The organism is Kitasatospora sp. NPDC127067 (assembly GCF_042724755.1).
GTDB lineage: Bacteria > Actinomycetota > Actinomycetes > Streptomycetales > Streptomycetaceae > Kitasatospora > Kitasatospora lactacystinica.
Window position 1 is genome coordinate 1 of the sequence record NZ_JBHXEM010000035.1, and the last position, 16,744, is coordinate 16,744.

A 16,744-nucleotide genomic window follows, 5' to 3' on the forward strand; every position below is an offset into this window, starting at 1 on the left:
GCACACCCCCGTCCGGCCCGGCTCCCGTGGCACCACCCGCACGACGACGAACGGCGGCCCACCCGGAGGGTTCCCTCCCGGGTGGGCCGCCGCCGTGTGAGGAGCGCGGTGCTCAGGTGGTGGTGCCCCCGACGCCGCCGTCCGCACCGGACCCGCCGGAGCCGGAGCCCGTCCCGGGCAGCCCGGGGATGCTCGGCAGCTTGCCCTTGTAGGCGGAGATGCCCTGGACGACGGTGTCCATCACCGCGACGTCGGGCGACTTGTCGGCGATGTCGAAGCCGAAGTGCACCGAGACCAGCGACTTCCCGTCGGCGGACGGGAAGACCACGGTCTGCACGTAGCCGTTGTTGCCCTTGGGCGCGTCCACCTTCCAGCGGACCAGGTAGCCGTCCTGGCCGTTGACCTTCACGGCCTCGGACTTGAGCTCCTGGTGCCCGGTGACGTCGCCGTACGCGGCCTTGGCGGCCGTCGCGATGTCGGCCTTGGCCGCCGCTTGGGCGTCGGTACCGCCGCCGTCGATCCGGCCGGTGTTCACGCCGCCGAGGGAGCAGTTGCCCTTGCCGTCCGCGCAGGTGTACGAGCCGACGCTGAGCGAGGCGTAGCCGTCCGTGGTGGTGCCGGCCTCCCAGCCGTCCGGGACCGGCAGGGTGAGCCGGTTGACCACGTCGATCGCCTTGTCGGCGTTCGGGCTGGTCCGGCCGCCGCCGTTGCCGCCCCCGTTCCCGCCCTTGCCGCCGTTTCCGCCCTTGCCGTTCCCGCTCCCGCCGTTGCCGCCGTTGCCGGGGTCCCCGAAGTCCGGGGCGCCGCCCCACGGGCCGTAGCCGCCCTGCGGGGCCGGGCGGGCGCTGCGCGGGGCGCGGTCCTGGTGGCCGTCCGTCGCGAGGTAGGTGACCCCGGCGCCGACGCCCAGGCCGAGCAGGGCGGCGACGGTGGTAGCCAGCACCAGCTTGGAGGGCTTGCGCCGGGCCTTGCGCGGCGGCCCGCCGGGCGTGCCGTAGGCGGCGCCGAAGGGCGGCGGCTCCGGGTAGCGGACGGTCGGGCCGCTCTCCAGCACCTCGCCCTCCAGCACCGTGGGCTGCTCGGCCGCTCCCGGCGCGGGGATGTCCGAGGCGGGGGCGTCCGGGGCGGGGGCGTCCGAGGGTGCGGGCCGGGTGTCGGCCGTCCAGCCCTTGCCGTCCCACCACCGCTGCGGCCTCGGGTCGCTCGTGGTGTCCTTGGGATCCGGGTACCACCCGGCGGGAATCTGCTCGCTCACAGAAGAGAATCTAAAGGCAGCCGGATAAACGCGAAATCAGCGCAGCCGGGAATTCCCGCCGTTTTCGATGAGATTCCGGTGAGAACCCCGTCCGGCGCGGCCCGGCGCGGCCGGGATTCCCACCGGCGGCGGCTACAGCGGGGTGACGTACGCCCCGGAGATGCCGCCGTCCACCAGGAACTCGCTCGCCGTGATGAAGGAGGAGTCGTCGCTGGCCAGGAAGGCCACCGCGGCGGCGATCTCCTCGGCCCGGGCGAACCGGCCGAGCGGGATGTGCACCAGCCGGCGGGCGGCCCGCTCCGGGTCCGCGGCGAACAGCTCGCGCAGCAGCGGGGTGTCCACCGGTCCGGGCGAGAGCGCGTTGACCCGGATGCCCTCCCGGGCGAACTGCACGCCCAGCTCGCGGGACATCGCCAGCACCCCGCCCTTGGAGGCGGTGTAGGAGATCTGCGAGGTGGCCGCGCCCATCCGGGCCACGAAGCTGGCGGTGTTGATGATCGAGCCGCGCCCGTGCCGGCGCATGTACGGCAGCGCGGCCTTGCAGCACAGGTAGACCGAGGTCAGGTTGACCTCCTGGACCCTGCGCCAGGCGTCCAGGCCGGTGGTCAGGATCGAGTCGTCCTCGGGCGGCGAGATGCCCGCGTTGTTGAACGCGACGTCCACGCTGCCGCAGGTCTCGTACGCCTCGTCGAACAGCGCCTCCACCATGTACGGGTCGGTGACGTCGGTGTGCACGAACAGCCCGCCGACCTCCTTGGCGGCGGCCCGCCCGGTCTCCTCGTCGAGGTCGGCGCAGACCACCTTCGCCCCCTCCGAGGCGAGCCGGCGGGCGGCGGCCAGGCCGATCCCGCTGCCCGCGCCGGTGACCACGGCGGTGCGGCCGACCAGCCGGCGGCAGACGACCTCGTCCCGCGCGGCGTGCTTCTCGCTCATCGGGCTGTCACTCCTCGCTGTGGATGAAGACGTTCTTGGTCTCGGTGAAGTGGCGCAGCGCGTCCGGGCCCAGCTCGCGGCCCACCCCGGACTCGCCGTAGCCGCCGAAGGGCGTCCAGTAGCGCACCGAGGAGTGCGAGTTGACCGACAGGTTGCCCGCCCGTACGCCGCGGGCCAGGCGCAGCGCCCGGCCGACGTCCCGGGTCCAGATCGAGCCGGCCAGGCCGTAGCGGGTGGCGTTGGCCAGGCGCAGCGCGTCGGCCTCGTCGGTGAACGGCAGGACGGCGGCGACCGGGCCGAAGATCTCCTCGGTGACGGCCGGGAGCTGCGGGTCCTCGGGGCCGACGACCGTCGGCGGGTACCAGTAACCGGGCCCGTCCGGGACCTTGCCGCGGGCCAGCACCGGCAGGTCGGGGGTGAGGTAGGAGGCCACCCGGCGGACCTGGGCGGCCGAGATCAGCGGGCCGAGCTCCGTCTGCGGGTCGGTCGGGTCGCCGGTGCGCAGGCTCTCGACGGCGGGCAGCAGCAGGGCGAGGAAGTCCTCGTACACCTCGCGCTGGACCAGGATCCGGCTGCGGGCGCAGCAGTCCTGGCCGCTGTTGTCGGCGAAGGACATCGGGTCGGCGGCGCGGGCCAGGTCGGCGTCGGCGAAGACGATGCTGGGGCTCTTGCCGCCGAGTTCCAGGGTGACCCGCTTGGCGCGGGCGGCGCAGCGGGCGGCGACCTCCTTGCCGACGACGGTCGAGCCGGTGAAGACGATCTTGCGGACGGCCGGGTGGTCCACCAGGGCCCGGCCGGTGGTGGTGCCCGCGCCGGGGACGACCTGGAACAGGCCCTCGGGCAGGCCCGCCGCGAGGCCGAGTTCGGCCAGCCGCAGCGCGGTCAGCGGGGTGGCCTCGGCGGGCTTGAGCAGGACGGCGTTGCCGGCCGCGAGGGCGGGGGCGAAGCCCCAGGCGGCGATCGGCATCGGGAAGTTCCACGGTGCGATCACCCCGACCACGCCGACCGGCTCGTGGAAGGTCACGTCCAGGCCGCCGGCCACCGGGATCTGCCGGCCGGTCAGCCGCTCCACTCCCCCGGCCGCGTACTCCAGCAGGTCCCGGACGTTGCCGGCCTCCCAGTGGGCGTTGGCCGGCAGGTGGCCGGCCTCCGCCACCTCCAGGGCGGCCAGTTCGGGGACGTGCGCCTCGACCTGGTCGGCGAACCGGCGCAGCAGCCGGGCGCGTTCGCCGGGGGCGAGCGCCGCCCAGCCGGTCTGGGCCCTCGCCGCCCGCCGGACGGCCGCGTCCAGCCGTTCGGGGGCGGTGTCGGGGACGGTGGCGAGCACCTCGCCGGTGGCGGGATTGCGGACGGTGCTGCTCCCGGCGCTCGCGTCGGGCTCGGTCATGCGTCACATCCGTTCGAAGGATCGGTAGCGCTCCCAGTCGGTGACCGCCCCGTCGTAGGCGGCCTGCTCGACCCGGGCCATGTTCAGGTAGTGCTCGACCACGTCGTCGCCGAAGGCCTCGCGGGCCAGTGCGCTGTCCGCCCACAGCTCGGCCGCCTCGCGCAGCGATCCGGGCACCCGGACGTACTCCTCGACCGCGTAGGCGTTGCCGAGGCAGGGCGCGGGCAGGTCCAGCTTGCGCTGCAGCCCGTGCAGGCCGGCCGCGATCATCCCGGCCACCGCGAGGTACGGGTTGACGTCGCCGCCGGGCACCCGGTTCTCCATCCGCAGGCCGGGGCCGTGGCCGACCACCCGGTAGGCGCAGGTGCGGTTGTCCCGGCCCCAGGCGACGGCGGTCGGGGCGAAGGAGCCGGGGCGGTAGCGCTTGTAGGAGTTGATGTTCGGCGCGTACAGCAGGCTGAACTCGCGCAGCGCGACCAGCTGGCCGGCCAGGAAGTACCGCATGGTGTCCGTCATCCGGCCGTCCCGGTCGGCGAAGGCGGGGGCGCCGACGGCGTCGCGCAGCGAGAGGTGGATGTGGCAGCTGTTGCCCTCGCGCTCGTCGTACTTGGCCATGAAGGTGAGCGCGCAGCCGAGCTGGGCGGCGATCTCCTTCGCGCCGGTCTTGTAGACGCTGTGCTGGTCGCAGGTGGTGAGGGCGTCGGTGTAGCGGAAGGCGATCTCGTGCTGGCCGAGGTTGCACTCGCCCTTGGCGGACTCCACCACCAGGCCCGCGCCGGCCATCTCGGTGCGGATCCGGGACAGCAGCGGCTCGACCCGGGCGGTGCCCAGCATCGAGTAGTCCACGTTGTAGAGGTTCGCCGGGGTCAGGCCGCGGTAGCCGCCCAGCCAGGCCTGCTCGTAGGTGTCGCGGAAGACCAGGAACTCCAGTTCGGTGCCGATGTCGGCGGCCAGGCCGTGCTCGGCGAGCCGGGCGATCTGGCGGCGCAGCAGCTGGCGCGGGGCGGCGTCCACCGGGTGGCCGCCGTGCCGGGCGAGGTCGGCGGTGACCTGGGCGGTGCCGGGCTGCCACGGGGTCAGCCGCAGGGTGCCGAGGTCGGGGCGCATCGCGAAGTCGCCGTAGCCGGTGGCCCAGGAGGAGAAGGCGTAGCCGTCCACGGTGTTCAGGTCGACGTCGACGGCCAGCAGGTAGTCGCAGGCCTCGGCGCCGTGCTCGGCGACCTCGTCGAGGAAGAACCGGGCGGCGAAGCGCTTGCCCTGGAGGCGGCCCTGCATGTCGGTGAAGGCGAGCGCGACGGTGTGCACCTCGCCGGAGTCCACCAGGGTGCGCAGCCCGTCCAGGGTCAGCGGCGGCCGGGCCGGCGAGCCGGCGGCGGCCTGTTCGGGCAGTTCGGACATGCCGAACCCTCCTCCTCGATCACTCTTCGAGATCAAGCGGTCACAGCGAACCGTACGGCCTGCGACTCGCGGGGCGGAAGAGGGCGGGTGGGTGTCGGGTGCCCGTGGCGCGCCGACGCGCGTGGCTGACGGTGGATCAGGTGCTCCGGGGGGAGAATGCGCGCCATGGATCGCAGGCCTTTGATCGGCGTCAGCACCTACCTGGTGGACGCGAGTTGGAGCGATTGGCGGGGCCGCCGGGTGGCCCTGCTGCCCGAGCGGTACACCGCGCAGGTCCGGGACTCGGGCGGGATCGCGGTCCTGCTGCCGCCGGACGTCCCGGAGCGCGCCCCGGAGGTGCTGGCCCGGCTGGACGGCCTGGTGATCGCGGGCGGGCCGGACATCGACCCGGCGTACTACGGGCAGCCGGCCCATCCGGCGACCGAGATCGAGTCGCCGGAGCGGGACGCCTGGGAGGTCGCGCTGCTGCGGTCGGCGCTGGCGGCGGGGATGCCGCTGCTGGCGGTCTGCCGGGGCATGCAGATCCTGAACGTGGTGTGCGGCGGGACGCTGGTGCAGCACCTGCCGGACGTGGTGCCGGTGGACGTGCACGGCGGCTCGCCCGGGCTCTACGGCTCGCACCCGGTGCGGCCGGTGCCGGGGACGCTGCTGGGCGGGCTGCTGCCGGAGAGCGAGCTGGAGGTGCCGACCTTCCACCACCAGGCCGTCGACCGGCTGGGGGCCGGCCTGCGGGTGAGCGCCCACGCGCCGGACGGGACGGTGGAGGCGGTGGAGGGTCCGGGGTTCGCGCTCGGGGTGCAGTGGCATCCGGAGCAGGGGGAGGACCTGCGGCTGATGCGGGCCCTGGTCCGGGCGGCCACCGCGGCGGCCCTCGACCCGCTGGCGCTGGGGTAGCACAACTGGGTATGAGGGAACGGGAGTTCGGCCCGCCGGGCGGCTGCGGAGTGCGCCGGGTCCGGCGGCCCGGACGGGAACGACAACGGTCACCAGTACAACCTTTGGATCTTTGTCGATTCTGCGGTTCACTTCGGTTGCGGGGCGGTCGCGCCGCGCCCCCTTTCCCACCCGTGCGCCCAGAGAGGACCTCCATGGCCGGGCACGAGCATTCGCACGATGATCATGCGCATGACCAGAAGCACCCGCCCTCGCACTCGCACGGGAACGGCGGGCAGGCGCACGGCCACTCGCATGGCTCCGGCGGGCACTCGCACGGCGTAGCCGCCGACGCGGACCGCCGCTGGCTGCTCAGCGCCCTCGCCCTGATCGTCGTCTTCATGGCCGGCGAGGTCGTGGTCGGCTTCGCCGCCCAGTCCCTGGCGCTGATCTCGGACGCGGCCCACATGCTCACCGACGCCGCCTCGATCGTGCTCGCGCTGATCGCCATGCGGCTCGCCGCCCGCCCGGCCCGCGGCGGCTACACCTACGGCCTCAAGCGCGCCGAGATCCTCTCCGCGCAGGCCAACGGGGTCACCCTGCTGGTGCTGTCGGCCTGGCTGGGCTACGAGGCGATCACCCGGCTGCTCGAACCGCCGGAGGTCACCGGCTCACTGGTGCTGATCACCGCACTGGTCGGGATCGTGGTCAACCTCGCCGCCACCTGGTGCATGTCCAAGGCCAACCGCAGCTCGCTGAACGTCGAGGGCGCCTTCCAGCACGTACTGACCGACCTCTACGCCTTCATCGCCACCGCCGTCGCCGGCGCGATCGTACTGACCACCGGCTTCGCCCGGGCCGACGCGATCGCCTCGCTGATCGTCGTCGCGCTGATGCTCAAGGCCGGCATCGCGCTGGTCCGGGACTCCGGGCGGATCTTCCTGGAGGCCGCCCCGGCGGGCATCGACCCGGACGCGGTGGCCGACCGGATGGTCACCGAGCCGCTGGTCGAGGAGATCCACGACCTGCACATCTGGGAGATCACCTCCGGCCAGCCGGCCCTGTCCGCGCACATCCTGGTCACCCCCGGCGGCGACTGCCACGCGGTGCGGCGCTCCCTGCAGCGCCGGCTCTCGGAGGAGTACGGCATCACCCACTCCACCCTCCAGGTCGACCACGTCGGCGAGGACGAGGCGGGCGCGCTGCTGCAGATCACCACCCCGGCCGACTCCACCGTCGAGCACTGCGCCGACGCCCACGGCCCGGTCCACCGCGCCGGACCGCACGAGCACTGACAACACCCGTCCGTCACCGCGGTGCGGCATGATGCTGAGTCGTGACCGCACCGCGACTGATGCTGCTCGACTCCGCCAGCCTGTACTTCCGGGCCTACTTCGGCGTACCGGACACCCTGCGCTCGCCGCAGGGTGAGCCGGTCAACGCCGTCCGTGGGCTGCTGGACTTCATCACCAGACTGGTCCACGACCACCGGCCCGACCAGTTGGTGGCCTGCATGGACGCCGACTGGCGCCCCCAGTGGCGGGTGGACCTCATCCCCTCCTACAAGACCCACCGGGTCGCCGAGGCGGCCGAGGACGGCGAGGAGGAGGTGCCCGACACGCTGGCCCCGCAGGTCCCGGTGATCGAGCAGGTGCTGGACGCGCTCGGCATCGCCCGGGTCGGCTCTCCCGACTACGAGGCGGACGACGTGATCGGCACGCTCACCGCCCGCGCCGCCGGGCCGGTGCAGATCGTCACCGGCGACCGCGACCTCTTCCAGCTGGTGGACGACGCCCGCGGGATCACGGTGCTCTACCCGGTCAAGGGCATGGGCAACCTCCAGGTCACCGACGACGCGCTGCTGCTGGAGAAGTACGGCGTGCGCGGCGCCCAGTACGCCGACATGGCCGCCCTGCGCGGCGACCCGTCGGACGGCCTGCCCGGCGTCAAGGGCATCGGCGAGAAGACCGCCGCCCAGCTGATCAACGAGTACGGCGACCTCGCGGCCATCCGCACCGCCGCCCTCGACCTCGGCTCCGGGCTCACCCCGGCCCGCCGCCGCAACATCGTCGAGGGCGCCGGCTACCTCGACGTCGCCCCCAAGGTCGTCCGCGTCGCCGACGACGCCCCGCTGCCGGACTTCGACCCGGCCCTCCCCCGCGAGCCGCTCTACCCGATGACCCTGGAGGAGCTCTCCGCCCGCTGGGGCCTCGGCACCTCCCTGGACCGCCTCCTGGAGGCCCTCGCCACCCGCTGAGCCCGAATCCTCGCAGGGGCCCGCACGTTCGCGTCGAACGTGCGGGCCCCTCGGCGTTCCGGGCCTGCCGTCCCCAAGTGCCCTTGACCGCAGCTCACTTTGCGATGCAAAGTTCATGGCACAGCAAAGCGATCGCGCGCGACAAGGGGTGGATCATGACGACAGAGCACCGGGCCGGCCCGGCCGAACTCCTCGCCGAGACGGAAGGGCTCCGGGTCCGGGCCCGGACCCGGCTGCGCGGCTCGGGGGTGCCGCTGCTCGGGTTCGGCCTGCTGGCCCTGGCCGCCGTGCCGATATCCGGCCAGGCCTACAACTTCGGCGCCAACGGGCGGTCCGTCACGTCCTATCCGCTCTTCGCGTACTCCGAGCTCATCGGCCTCTGCGTCCCGCACGCACCGGACGCCCCGTGCCTCGCCGGCGAGTTCGACGGAGCCGTCCTCCGCTTCCTGGCCTGGGGCGTCTGGTACGCGCTGCTCCCGCTCACCTGGCTGGTGCTGTCCCGCTGGTACCGGCGGCGCGGCGAGGCCCGCGGGATCGTCCCGCGCCGTGTCGGCTGGCTCGCCACCACGGTCGGCGCCGGCGTCCTGGTCGCCGCCGTGCTGGTCGCCCTGCTGTCCGTCCGCCGGGTGCCGTTCGTGCTCGACATGCTCGCGAACACCTACGCCTCACCCTGGTACGCGGTCGGAGCCGGCCTGATCGTCCTCGGGCTGACCGAGCGCAGCCCCCTGGTGGCCTCCGCCGGACTCGTCCACACGGCGCTGCTCACCGCCTACCTCGCGGCACCCTGGGAGAGCGGCTGGCTGCCGTGGCTCGACCGGGGCGACGGCGGCTGGGCCGACGGCCCGCAGCCGAAGGCCCTGCTGCTGGCGGTGGTCCTGCTGGCCGCAGGGCTGGCGCAGTGGACGGCGGCCCGCCGCGCACCGGGTGCATCCCGTACGGTCACCTCATGAGCGTTGCCGACGAAGCCGAGGAGCCGCACCCGACCCTGGTCCTGGACGACACCGTCCACCAGCGGGTCCGGCTGGGCATCCTGACCATCGCCCGCGAGGCCGACCGGGTCGAGTTCGGCTTCCTCAAGGAGCAGTTGGGCGCCACCGACGGCAACCTGTCCCGCCACCTCAAGGTCCTGGAGGACTCCGGCCTCGTCGCCGTCGCCAAGGGCTACGTCGGACGCCGCCCCCGCACCTGGGTCTCCCTCACCGCCCGCGGCGCCGAAGCCCTGGACCGCGAACTGCGCGCCCTGCGCGAACTCGTCCGCCGCCTCGACGCCGCCGGGCCCCGACACCCCCGGACGTAGGAAGTCGGCCGGGCCGACTTCCCGTGCGGCACTTCTCCGTCCCACCATCGGACCATGCGCCGAACCTTTCCGCCGCGGCAGCAGGGCGCTAAGCTGCGGCCTTCCGAGCCGGCACCCGACGAGCCGTGCCCGGTCGGTGCTTCGGGTCGCCCCTCACCCGGATCCCGCCGACCGCGGTGTGCCCCGTCCTCCTGGGTGCCGGGGAACTCTGAAAGGGATCTGATGGAGGGGCGAATGGAGTCGCATCTCGCACGCGCCGTGCGGACGGGCAGACGCCGGGCCGAGGACTTCTCCCACGGCTACCGGCGGGTGGCCCCCGGAGTCCTGCGGGTCAGCGTCGGGGCGGTGTACCTCTGGTTCGGGGTGCTCAAGTTCATCCCCGGGGCCAGCCCCGCCGAGGACCTCGCCACCCGCTGCATGAGCCTGCTGACCTTCGACCTGGTGCCGCCCGGCGTCTCGCGGCCGCTGCTGGCCCTCATGGAGGTCGCCATCGGGGCCGGACTGGTCACCGGGCTGCTGCTCCCCGTCGTCCTGGCGGTGTTCTTCGCGCACATGGCCGGGGTGTTCGCGACGCTCGTCCTGCTGCCGGACGACGTGTGGGTGCACGGCGTCCCGCCCGTCCCGACGCTGGAGGGGCAGTACATCCTCAAGAACATCGTGCTGATCGCGGCCTGCCTGACCGTCGCCACCCGACGCGAGGACCGGCCCGACCCGGCCCCGCGCGACGGCCACCTCACCGGCACCGGCCCCCGGGCCGAACACCGGGCGATGACGGGCTGACCGCGCCACCGGGCCGTGGCCTCGCCCAGGCCGCGAAAGCCCCGACGCCAGAGCCCGCCGCTCAGGCGGCGGCGCCGTACTCGCGCGTCAGCCTCCGGACTTCGGCGTCCTTGAAGGCCAGCACCTCCTCCACGATCCCGCTCTTCGGCAACTCGGCCACAGGAACGCAGAGGTCCATCCGCTGGATGCAGACGCCCACCATGTACTCCCCCTGATCGGTGAGGTACAGGCGGATGCCGTAACGACGATGTTCACGGAGACCTTCACACCATGGGAGACGGCGGCACGGATGGTCTGCTCCGCTGCCCGGATCTTCGCCTCGGCCAGACCCGCCGTCCTGAAACGCTCGGACTGACCGGCTTGGAGTTCTTCGGCGGTCGTGCCGAAGACCGACACGTTGACCCGACCGAGTCCGGCCGCGGAGCACTGCGCCATGACCTGCCGACCGCGCTCGCCGTTGCTGGTCATCCCGACGCTCAACCCCATGCCGGAGAGTGCCGCGACCAGCACGGGCACCTCCGTGTGGAGGGTGGGCTCCCCTCCCGTGAGGTGAACCTCGTCGGCATCGAAGGCCCTCGCCACGGTTCGCACTGCCCGCCGGAAGGACACGTCCGGGGCCATCCTCGCGGCGAGAAAGCCGACCCCGTTCGTCTCGCTGTAGATCGACACACGCCCGGTCCTGCCCGGGCCCGCGACGAAGGGCAGTTCGGTGTGGCCCTGGTTGTCGGCGGAGACCGGCGTTCCCTCGTTGTGGCAGAACGTGCAGGCCAACCCGCAGTCGTCGATCACCTTGATACGAATGGTCCGGTCCCGGACGACCCTGACCGCCGGACGATAGGTAACTGACAAGGCTCTTCTCCTGTCACTCGAACGTGAGCCGGGGGATCGCCTCGATGTCGATCCCGTACCGGCGGTAGACCTTGGTCGTGTTCTCGCTCGTCAGCTCCTCCAGAAGGAGCCTGAGCGCGAGGGCGGTCGCTTGGACGTGCTCGGCACTGTCGCCCTCGATCTCCACATACGGAGGGATCAGCGGCCAGTGGTCGATCTCGACGGCCGCGCCGCCGAGCGTCCAGGAGGACCGACGGTTCTCCTGGTATGCCTTCGGCTGGTAGCCGAGCTTGCCGAGGAGCGTGTTCGCGGCGTCGAAGTCACCGACGGTCGTCTCCGTCTCGGTCACGCCGTCGATCGCGTCGGAGTGGATCTCCTTGACGCACAGGGTGACGTCGGTGCCGGTGTCACGCAGCCGGACCCACGCATCCGGCCGGCCGGGGATGTCGTAGACGTAGCGGCGCTGGAAGCGGTCGACCACGTGCTCGGCCCCGGCCTCGGCGAGGATCACGCGGATCTCCTCCGGATCGACGTCGAGGATCTTCACTTCGAACTCAGTTGCGGTCATGGGGAATTGCCTTCCTCGATGCGATGCGGGCATACGAGCGCACGGTATCGGCGATGCTGCGAGCCACCTCATCAGGCGTGCGGTCGGTTCCGTCGACCCGCAGCAGTCCGAACGCCCGGTACACGCGGGAGCTTTCGGCCACGTTCGGCTCCTCCCGCCGGCGCCAGGAGCTCAGCGTTCCCAGCTCGGCCCGCCGACGAAGCCGCTCCTGGCGGACGCGTTCGTCCACCTCCAGCAGAATCGGCACGTGCGGGACGAGGACTCCCTCCGGGTACTCCGGCGCGCAGTCGTGACCCATCGCCCTGTGCGTGGCGATGGTGCGCGGGAAGTAGGACTCGACCACCACGGTCCGGCCGGCCTCGACAAGCGTGCGAGCGGTCTCGGACTTGATGTGATTGGCCATCAGCCACCAGTGGAACCGCGCCGGCAGGATGCCGACGGCGTCCACCTCCGCACGCGTGCGGGGGAAGGTCGGCAAGGTGTCGTCCGCGAGGTGGACGCCGTCAGCGAAGGCCGCGACCAGCGGGGCGACAGTGGTCTTCCCGCTCGCACTGAGACCGTCGATGGTGATGAAGAACCCTCGGGTCACGTCCATGTGAACTCCGTTTCCTGGTTCGGACTGTCATCGCGGCCCCCAGTTCCACGGGACCGGGTGGGCGCCGCGCAGGCACGCGATGCGATGGGCGGCCTGCCGGCGGGCGCCGGGGTCGAGCCGGGCACGGCGGACCGTGTCCATGACCGCGGTGAGGACGACGGTGTCGCGTACGGCCTGGTAGCCGGACCAGGCGCCGATGTAGGGGTGGTCCGGGAGCCGGTCCTCCCGCTCGTAGGAGAGGTAGGTGTCGGCGTAGGTCCGGTGGTCCTCGCGCGGGCCGGTGAGCAGTTCGGAGCGCCAGCGGGCGGCGACGAGGTCCCACTCGCGGTGGCCGCGGGTCAGCGGGCGGCGCAGGAGGAGTCCGACGTGGGTGCCGTCGTCGTGGACGGGGGCCATGCCGAGGGCGCCGAGAACGACGGTGTCCGGAGTCGGCCAGTCGAGGTAGTCCCATTCCTCGCGCAGCTGGGCCGCGCGTTCGCGCAGGGACCGGCGGGCGGTCTCGTCCAGCGGGGTGTCGTCCAGGCCGTCCAGCAGGGAGGCGAACGGGTCGTGCTCCCGCAGCCACGGAGCCGTCCCGGGGTCGATGCGATGGGTGAGGGCGGTCACCCACGCGGACAGGGAGGTGTCGGTGCTCGGCCTCCCGGGGTCCTGCCAGAAGGTCACGGCCCGGCCGTCGGCGGCCGCGCGGACCTCCGTGTAGTAGGCGGAGGTGACGGGGAGCAGGTGCTGCCGGAGGAACTGCGCGCCCTTGATGAGCGCCCATGCCTCGTCCAGGTCGGGGTGGACGATGGCGAGTGCGCGCGAGCGCGAGCCGAGCGACCACAGGTGGTTCGGGCTGTCACTGAGCAGCTCGGCCTTCGCGGGGTCGTCGCCGGTGGCCACGCAGGCCTGCGTCAGGGCCTCGTAGGAGGCCGCGATGTCCAGTCTGCGGGCCGGGCTGATGGTCTTGAGCAGCGTCTTGGTGCGCGTTCCGACGCTCACGGCGCAGTCCTCGGGTACGGAGTGGTTGGATGGACGGGAGAGACGGGCCGGCCCGGCCCCTGGGAACATTGACTCGCGGCCGGCGCCAAGGCGGTGCGTTCCCCTGGCCGTTGAGTCGGCCGGTTCGGCCTCGGAGCATTCCCGAGTACGTGCCCGGAGACGACCTTCACGCGGCGCTCAGAGGGTTGCGTGACGGCTTCCGGCTGCACTTCCGCCCCAGCGGCGGTGGCCTGGCCGAAGGTCTCCGGTTCCACGTCGAGTTCGAACCGGACGGACCAGCCGGTGGGCCGTCCCTGGAGGTCGAGCCGCTGGTGCCACCCGATGTCGTCCGCGTAGCCGTCGGCGACCACCAGCCCGCGGCCACAGGTCGCGTCGAGGTCGTCGATGGTGCTGTTCATCAACGGTTCGACCACGCTCGGGTCCGTCACGGTGATCCGCAAACGGCTGCGCTCCCGATCGGAGCCCACCTCGATCAACAACTCGGCTTCACCGCCAGGGCCTTGACCCACGGCATGCTTGATCGCGTTGTCGACGAACTCCGAAGAGCACACGCGGAGCGCGTACGCCCGGGACTCGTCGAGGACGATGCCGGCTCTCGCGACCTCCGCGGACAACAGGTTGCGAATCACGCCGATGGACGCGGTCGTGACCGTGGCGCTGAACTCCAGGACGCGCTTCATGGCTGTTCCTCCGGGCTGGACATGGGGAGGTGGTCCCGAGCCGTTGGCGGGGGTGGCGAGTGATGGTCATCGCGTGTTCGCAGAAACTCGCCGCGTCAGGGGCCGGGAGGAAAACAGAAATCCCGCAGACCGCGGTTTTCTAGGTCCGAGTGACCAGGAGGCGTATGCCGACGTCCTCAAGGTGCTTGCGCCGTCTATTGGCGGCAGCCTGGTCGCCGAGGTGCGCGATCGTGGGCAGCACCACGGCGTACACATCGCGCTGCTCCTCGATGCCGGCGATGAGGGCGTCCGGCTCGACGCCCTCATCGGTGATCACACCGACGAGGTGGAGTTCCTGCCGCTCGCAAAAGGCGTCGAGGACCCCGGTCAGAGCTCGCCGACGGGGTAGCCCCACAGCGACCGCTGTGCGGAGCAGCCCAATGACGACGGGCGGTGGGACCGACAGTTGCTCGGTGAGCATGCTGGGCGATTCCTTCCGGTCAACGGGGTCGTCGGCTTCCAGACTGCGGGAGGCGCCGTCGTCGCGGAATCGCGTGCCGTGGCAGTTCCGTGGCAGTTCCGCCGCACCACGACGACCTGCGGTGCTTCGGTGGCACCCCGGAGCGGGAGGTATGGCGATGAAAGGGCGGTGCTGGCGGCGTCCCGGCAGGAATTCGCGTTTGCGGGAGTCCTGCTGGAACGTTGGCGATCACACTGGCCGGCAGCCGAACTCGACGACCGCGGCCTCTACCTGTTGGCCCGGTCGACGGCTCTGGTGGGTGACCTCCGCCGTGATCAGGGTGCGCTGCTCGGCCCGCTGTCGGCGTCGGCGTCGTACGCCAAGGCCCGATTGTTGTACACCCAGCTCGACATTCGGATCGATACTCGGACCTTTCCGGTGACGTTCGCCTCAGCGCACGGGACCGGACTCGGGCGGCCCTGTGGGTGGGGACCTCGCTCGACAAGCTGGGCGAGCACGAACAGGCCATCGGCATCGCCGAGTCGGCGATCCGAGTGTTCGAGAACCTGGGTGAGGTGGAGGACTGGGCGACAGGCAACCAGAAGCTCGCGCTCGCGTACCGCGGTTCGGGGGATCTCGGAGAGGCGGTCCGGTTGATCGAGGTGGCGAGGACGAACACCAACGGTTCGGCGCCCATGCAGGACGTGCGGCTGACCACCGCGCACGGGCACATCCTGCTGAGCGACCGTGCGACGGTCGGGGAGGGGCTCGCTCTGCTGGACAGGGCCGAGGTGATGGCGGACAAGTACGGTATGACCCACCAGCGAAGGAGCATCCGAGGCATCCGGTCCGGATTCCAGCGGGCACGGTGCCTTCAGTGAGCGGGAGAAGAACGTGGCGGACACCCAGCAGTGCGAGATCACCGACCGGCAGTGGACGGACGCCACGCTGATCTGGGAATACCACCGGATGGGACACGAGCGGCGGCCGTGCGATGTGGCGATCGGTCTGGGCTGCCACGACCTCGGAGTGGCGGCCGAGACGGCAGCCCTGTACCTGGACGGCCTGGTGCGGAAGATCGTGTTCACGGGCGGGCCGAACCCGTCCCGGCCGGAGCTCTTCCCCCGAGGTGAGGCCGTGCACTTCACCGAGCACGCCATCGCCCTCGGAGTCCCCGAGCATGCGATCCACCAGGAGCCCCACGCCCGCAACACCGGGCAGAACATCCAGTTCTCCCGTGAGGTCCTGGAGGCGGCCGGCGTCGAGACGCGGTCGGTGCTGCTCGTGACCATGCCGTACATGGAGCGCCGGGCGTTCGCGACGTGCCGCAAGGTGTGGCCGGAGGCCGAGGTGGTGTGCACCTCGGCCCCGATGAGCCTGAACGACTACGTGAAGAGCATTGGCGACGACAGGCTCGTGATCGACAGCCTCGTGGGCGACCTCCAGCGGGTGATCGAGTACCCGAGGCTCGGGTTCGCCGTCGCCCAGGATGTTCCGGAGACGGTTCATGATGCGTACCAGCGGCTCCTGGCCGACGGATTCGACAGCAAGATCCTCAGCTGACGCGGCGCCGCCCTCCGGGCTGGTGTGCGCCGTCCACCAACCCAACTTCCTCCCCCGACTGTCCACCGTGGCGAAGCTGGCCGCCGCGGACGTCTGGGTGGTCCTCGACGATGTCCAGTTCAGCCGCCGTGACTACCAGCACCGGGCCCGGCTGGGGCCGGTCGACGGTACTGGCCCGGCCCGGTGGCTGTCCGTCCCCACGCACCTGCCGGCCGGAAGGTCGACACTGATCCGCGACGCCCGCACCGTCGACGCCCCGCGCAGTATCCGTCGGCTGGAACACGTCCTCCGCCGGCATTACGGGGTCAGTCCCTTCTGGCCTCGGTTGGCGGCGGACCTGCTGGGGCTCCTGACACTCTTCAGGCGTACCGATCGGACGGCGCATGTCGCCGAAGCATCCACCCTGCTACTGCTCCGTGTGCTCGGCTGGTCAGGAGCGACGGTACGCAGCAGCACCCTGTCCGCCGGATCCGGGCGGACGCAGCGCCTCGTGGACCTGTGTCGGGCAGTCGGCGCGGATACGTACCTGTGCGGCACAGGCGGCAGCAGGTACGTCGAACCGGACCTGTTCACGGCCGGACGGGTCGAACTGCGGCAGTTCAGCGTGCCGAGCACGGGAGTGTGGGCCGGTGCCCGGCAGGTCAGCGCACTGCACAGCCTGATGGTGCACGGGCCCGACAAGGTGAAGGCGGTCCTCGAAATGGTGTGAGAGGTGTTGGCGCCCTCACCCGGGGCGAGCGAGGGCGCTCAGGCCACCCACGGAGGTCTGATCCGTCGCAGGAAGTCGACTCAACCGACTTCCGCACAACTTCACCCAAGTCCGTTGCCGCTTCGGCTGGCCGAAGCGGCAACGGAAGAGACCTCGTCCGTGGAATCGTCAGAATCTCCCGGCCATTCCTCACAGGTCTCG

General features: G+C 71.8%; 19 protein-coding genes. 9 read left to right on the plus strand and 10 right to left on the minus strand.

What is annotated here, in order from left to right; all coding sequences use genetic code 11:
- Positions 1-112: 112 nt before the first annotated feature.
- From ACFWJ4_RS17000 to ACFWJ4_RS17015, 4 genes are all read right to left on the minus strand, one after another.
- Positions 113-1,255 carry a DUF2510 domain-containing protein gene (locus tag ACFWJ4_RS17000; RefSeq protein ID WP_380544579.1) on the minus strand — a complete coding sequence of 381 codons (1,143 nt, stop codon included), beginning with the start codon at positions 1,253-1,255 and terminating at the stop codon, positions 113-115.
- A 132-nt stretch (positions 1,256-1,387) separates the two neighbouring features.
- The gene (locus ACFWJ4_RS17005; RefSeq protein WP_380455629.1) at positions 1,388-2,188 is read right to left on the minus strand and encodes a 3-oxoacyl-ACP reductase; all 801 of its coding nucleotides are present in this window, start codon (positions 2,186-2,188) and stop codon (positions 1,388-1,390) included.
- Between the two features lie 7 nt (positions 2,189-2,195).
- Positions 2,196-3,575, minus strand: coding sequence for an aldehyde dehydrogenase family protein (locus tag ACFWJ4_RS17010; protein ID WP_380544582.1), 1,380 nt, complete (start codon positions 3,573-3,575; stop codon positions 2,196-2,198).
- A gap of 3 nt (positions 3,576-3,578) precedes the next feature.
- Positions 3,579-4,973 carry a glutamine synthetase family protein gene (locus ACFWJ4_RS17015; RefSeq protein ID WP_359905898.1) on the minus strand — a complete coding sequence of 465 codons (1,395 nt, stop codon included), beginning with the start codon at positions 4,971-4,973 and terminating at the stop codon, positions 3,579-3,581.
- 165 nt (positions 4,974-5,138) lie between these two features.
- Here ACFWJ4_RS17015 and ACFWJ4_RS17020 point away from each other — a divergent pair, with 165 nt between their 5' ends.
- From ACFWJ4_RS17020 to ACFWJ4_RS17045, 6 genes are all read left to right on the plus strand, one after another.
- Positions 5,139-5,867 carry a gamma-glutamyl-gamma-aminobutyrate hydrolase family protein gene (locus ACFWJ4_RS17020; protein ID WP_380544585.1) on the plus strand — a complete coding sequence of 243 codons (729 nt, stop codon included), beginning with the start codon at positions 5,139-5,141 and terminating at the stop codon, positions 5,865-5,867.
- 194 nt (positions 5,868-6,061) lie between these two features.
- Complete coding sequence (locus ACFWJ4_RS17025; protein WP_380544588.1) at positions 6,062-7,141, plus strand: cation diffusion facilitator family transporter; 1,080 nt, start codon at positions 6,062-6,064, stop codon at positions 7,139-7,141.
- A 59-nt stretch (positions 7,142-7,200) separates the two neighbouring features.
- Positions 7,201-8,103 (plus strand): 5'-3' exonuclease H3TH domain-containing protein, encoded by a 903-nt coding sequence (locus ACFWJ4_RS17030; protein ID WP_380544698.1) that lies wholly within the window; start codon positions 7,201-7,203, stop codon positions 8,101-8,103.
- 155 nt (positions 8,104-8,258) lie between these two features.
- A complete protein-coding gene (locus tag ACFWJ4_RS17035) occupies positions 8,259-9,053 on the plus strand; it encodes a hypothetical protein (RefSeq protein WP_380544590.1) in 795 nt (264 codons plus the stop codon).
- The gene (locus tag ACFWJ4_RS17040) at positions 9,050-9,400 is read left to right on the plus strand and encodes a winged helix-turn-helix domain-containing protein (RefSeq protein ID WP_380544592.1); all 351 of its coding nucleotides are present in this window, start codon (positions 9,050-9,052) and stop codon (positions 9,398-9,400) included. The genes ACFWJ4_RS17035 and ACFWJ4_RS17040 overlap by 4 nt, the downstream gene beginning before the upstream one ends.
- 234 nt (positions 9,401-9,634) lie before the next feature.
- Positions 9,635-10,180: a DoxX family protein gene (locus tag ACFWJ4_RS17045; protein ID WP_380544595.1), complete on the plus strand. Its 546-nt coding sequence runs from the start codon at positions 9,635-9,637 to the stop codon at positions 10,178-10,180.
- Between the two features lie 87 nt (positions 10,181-10,267).
- Here ACFWJ4_RS17045 and ACFWJ4_RS17050 read toward each other — a convergent pair whose 3' ends face one another.
- The 6 genes from ACFWJ4_RS17050 to ACFWJ4_RS17075 all read right to left on the minus strand — a co-directional run bounded on the left by ACFWJ4_RS17050 (position 10,268) and on the right by ACFWJ4_RS17075 (position 14,292).
- Positions 10,268-10,969 (minus strand): radical SAM protein, encoded by a 702-nt coding sequence (locus tag ACFWJ4_RS17050; RefSeq protein WP_380544598.1) that lies wholly within the window; start codon positions 10,967-10,969, stop codon positions 10,268-10,270.
- Positions 10,970-11,042: 73 nt separating this feature from the next.
- A complete protein-coding gene (locus ACFWJ4_RS17055; RefSeq protein ID WP_380544601.1) occupies positions 11,043-11,576 on the minus strand; it encodes a class IV adenylate cyclase in 534 nt (177 codons plus the stop codon).
- Entirely contained in the window at positions 11,563-12,171 is a 609-nt protein-coding gene (locus ACFWJ4_RS17060; protein ID WP_380544603.1) for an AAA family ATPase, read from the minus strand. The genes ACFWJ4_RS17055 and ACFWJ4_RS17060 overlap by 14 nt, the downstream gene beginning before the upstream one ends.
- 27 nt (positions 12,172-12,198) lie before the next feature.
- Entirely contained in the window at positions 12,199-13,152 is a 954-nt protein-coding gene (locus tag ACFWJ4_RS17065) for a hypothetical protein (protein ID WP_380544606.1), read from the minus strand.
- Positions 13,149-13,832: an ATP-binding protein gene (locus ACFWJ4_RS17070; protein WP_380544609.1), complete on the minus strand. Its 684-nt coding sequence runs from the start codon at positions 13,830-13,832 to the stop codon at positions 13,149-13,151. The genes ACFWJ4_RS17065 and ACFWJ4_RS17070 overlap by 4 nt, the downstream gene beginning before the upstream one ends.
- A 139-nt stretch (positions 13,833-13,971) precedes the next feature.
- On the minus strand, positions 13,972-14,292 hold the full coding sequence (locus tag ACFWJ4_RS17075; protein WP_380544612.1) for a hypothetical protein: 321 nt from the start codon (positions 14,290-14,292) through the stop codon (positions 13,972-13,974).
- Between the two features lie 464 nt (positions 14,293-14,756).
- On the opposite strand from ACFWJ4_RS17075, the gene ACFWJ4_RS17080 reads away from it, so the two are divergent.
- From ACFWJ4_RS17080 to ACFWJ4_RS17090, 3 genes are read left to right on the plus strand one after another with little or no spacing between them, the layout of a single operon-like run.
- Positions 14,757-15,152, plus strand: coding sequence for a hypothetical protein (locus ACFWJ4_RS17080; RefSeq protein WP_380544615.1), 396 nt, complete (start codon positions 14,757-14,759; stop codon positions 15,150-15,152).
- A 13-nt stretch (positions 15,153-15,165) separates the two neighbouring features.
- A complete protein-coding gene (locus ACFWJ4_RS17085; protein ID WP_380544618.1) occupies positions 15,166-15,834 on the plus strand; it encodes a YdcF family protein in 669 nt (222 codons plus the stop codon).
- A gap of 22 nt (positions 15,835-15,856) precedes the next feature.
- Positions 15,857-16,543, plus strand: coding sequence for a WbqC family protein (locus ACFWJ4_RS17090; RefSeq protein ID WP_380544701.1), 687 nt, complete (start codon positions 15,857-15,859; stop codon positions 16,541-16,543).
- The last annotated feature ends 201 nt before the right edge of the window (positions 16,544-16,744 follow it).

What these genes read in the sequence shown, in the direction of transcription:
- ACFWJ4_RS17015 (WP_359905898.1), bottom strand. Translation starts at nt 4,973, where the DNA reads ATGTCCGAACTGCCCGAACAGGCCGCCGCCGGCTCGCCGGCCCGGCCG.
- ACFWJ4_RS17035 (WP_380544590.1), top strand. Translation starts at nt 8,259, where the DNA reads ATGACGACAGAGCACCGGGCCGGCCCGGCCGAACTCCTCGCCGAGACG.
- ACFWJ4_RS17055 (WP_380544601.1), bottom strand. Translation starts at nt 11,576, where the DNA reads ATGACCGCAACTGAGTTCGAAGTGAAGATCCTCGACGTCGATCCGGAG.
- ACFWJ4_RS17045 (WP_380544595.1), top strand. Translation starts at nt 9,635, where the DNA reads ATGGAGTCGCATCTCGCACGCGCCGTGCGGACGGGCAGACGCCGGGCC.
- ACFWJ4_RS17030 (WP_380544698.1), top strand. Translation starts at nt 7,201, where the DNA reads ATGCTGCTCGACTCCGCCAGCCTGTACTTCCGGGCCTACTTCGGCGTA.
- ACFWJ4_RS17020 (WP_380544585.1), top strand. Translation starts at nt 5,139, where the DNA reads ATGGATCGCAGGCCTTTGATCGGCGTCAGCACCTACCTGGTGGACGCG.
- ACFWJ4_RS17070 (WP_380544609.1), bottom strand. Translation starts at nt 13,832, where the DNA reads ATGAAGCGCGTCCTGGAGTTCAGCGCCACGGTCACGACCGCGTCCATC.
- ACFWJ4_RS17040 (WP_380544592.1), top strand. Translation starts at nt 9,050, where the DNA reads ATGAGCGTTGCCGACGAAGCCGAGGAGCCGCACCCGACCCTGGTCCTG.
- ACFWJ4_RS17010 (WP_380544582.1), bottom strand. Translation starts at nt 3,575, where the DNA reads ATGACCGAGCCCGACGCGAGCGCCGGGAGCAGCACCGTCCGCAATCCC.
- ACFWJ4_RS17060 (WP_380544603.1), bottom strand. Translation starts at nt 12,171, where the DNA reads ATGGACGTGACCCGAGGGTTCTTCATCACCATCGACGGTCTCAGTGCG.
- ACFWJ4_RS17005 (WP_380455629.1), bottom strand. Translation starts at nt 2,188, where the DNA reads ATGAGCGAGAAGCACGCCGCGCGGGACGAGGTCGTCTGCCGCCGGCTG.
- ACFWJ4_RS17025 (WP_380544588.1), top strand. Translation starts at nt 6,062, where the DNA reads ATGGCCGGGCACGAGCATTCGCACGATGATCATGCGCATGACCAGAAG.
- ACFWJ4_RS17075 (WP_380544612.1), bottom strand. Translation starts at nt 14,292, where the DNA reads ATGCTCACCGAGCAACTGTCGGTCCCACCGCCCGTCGTCATTGGGCTG.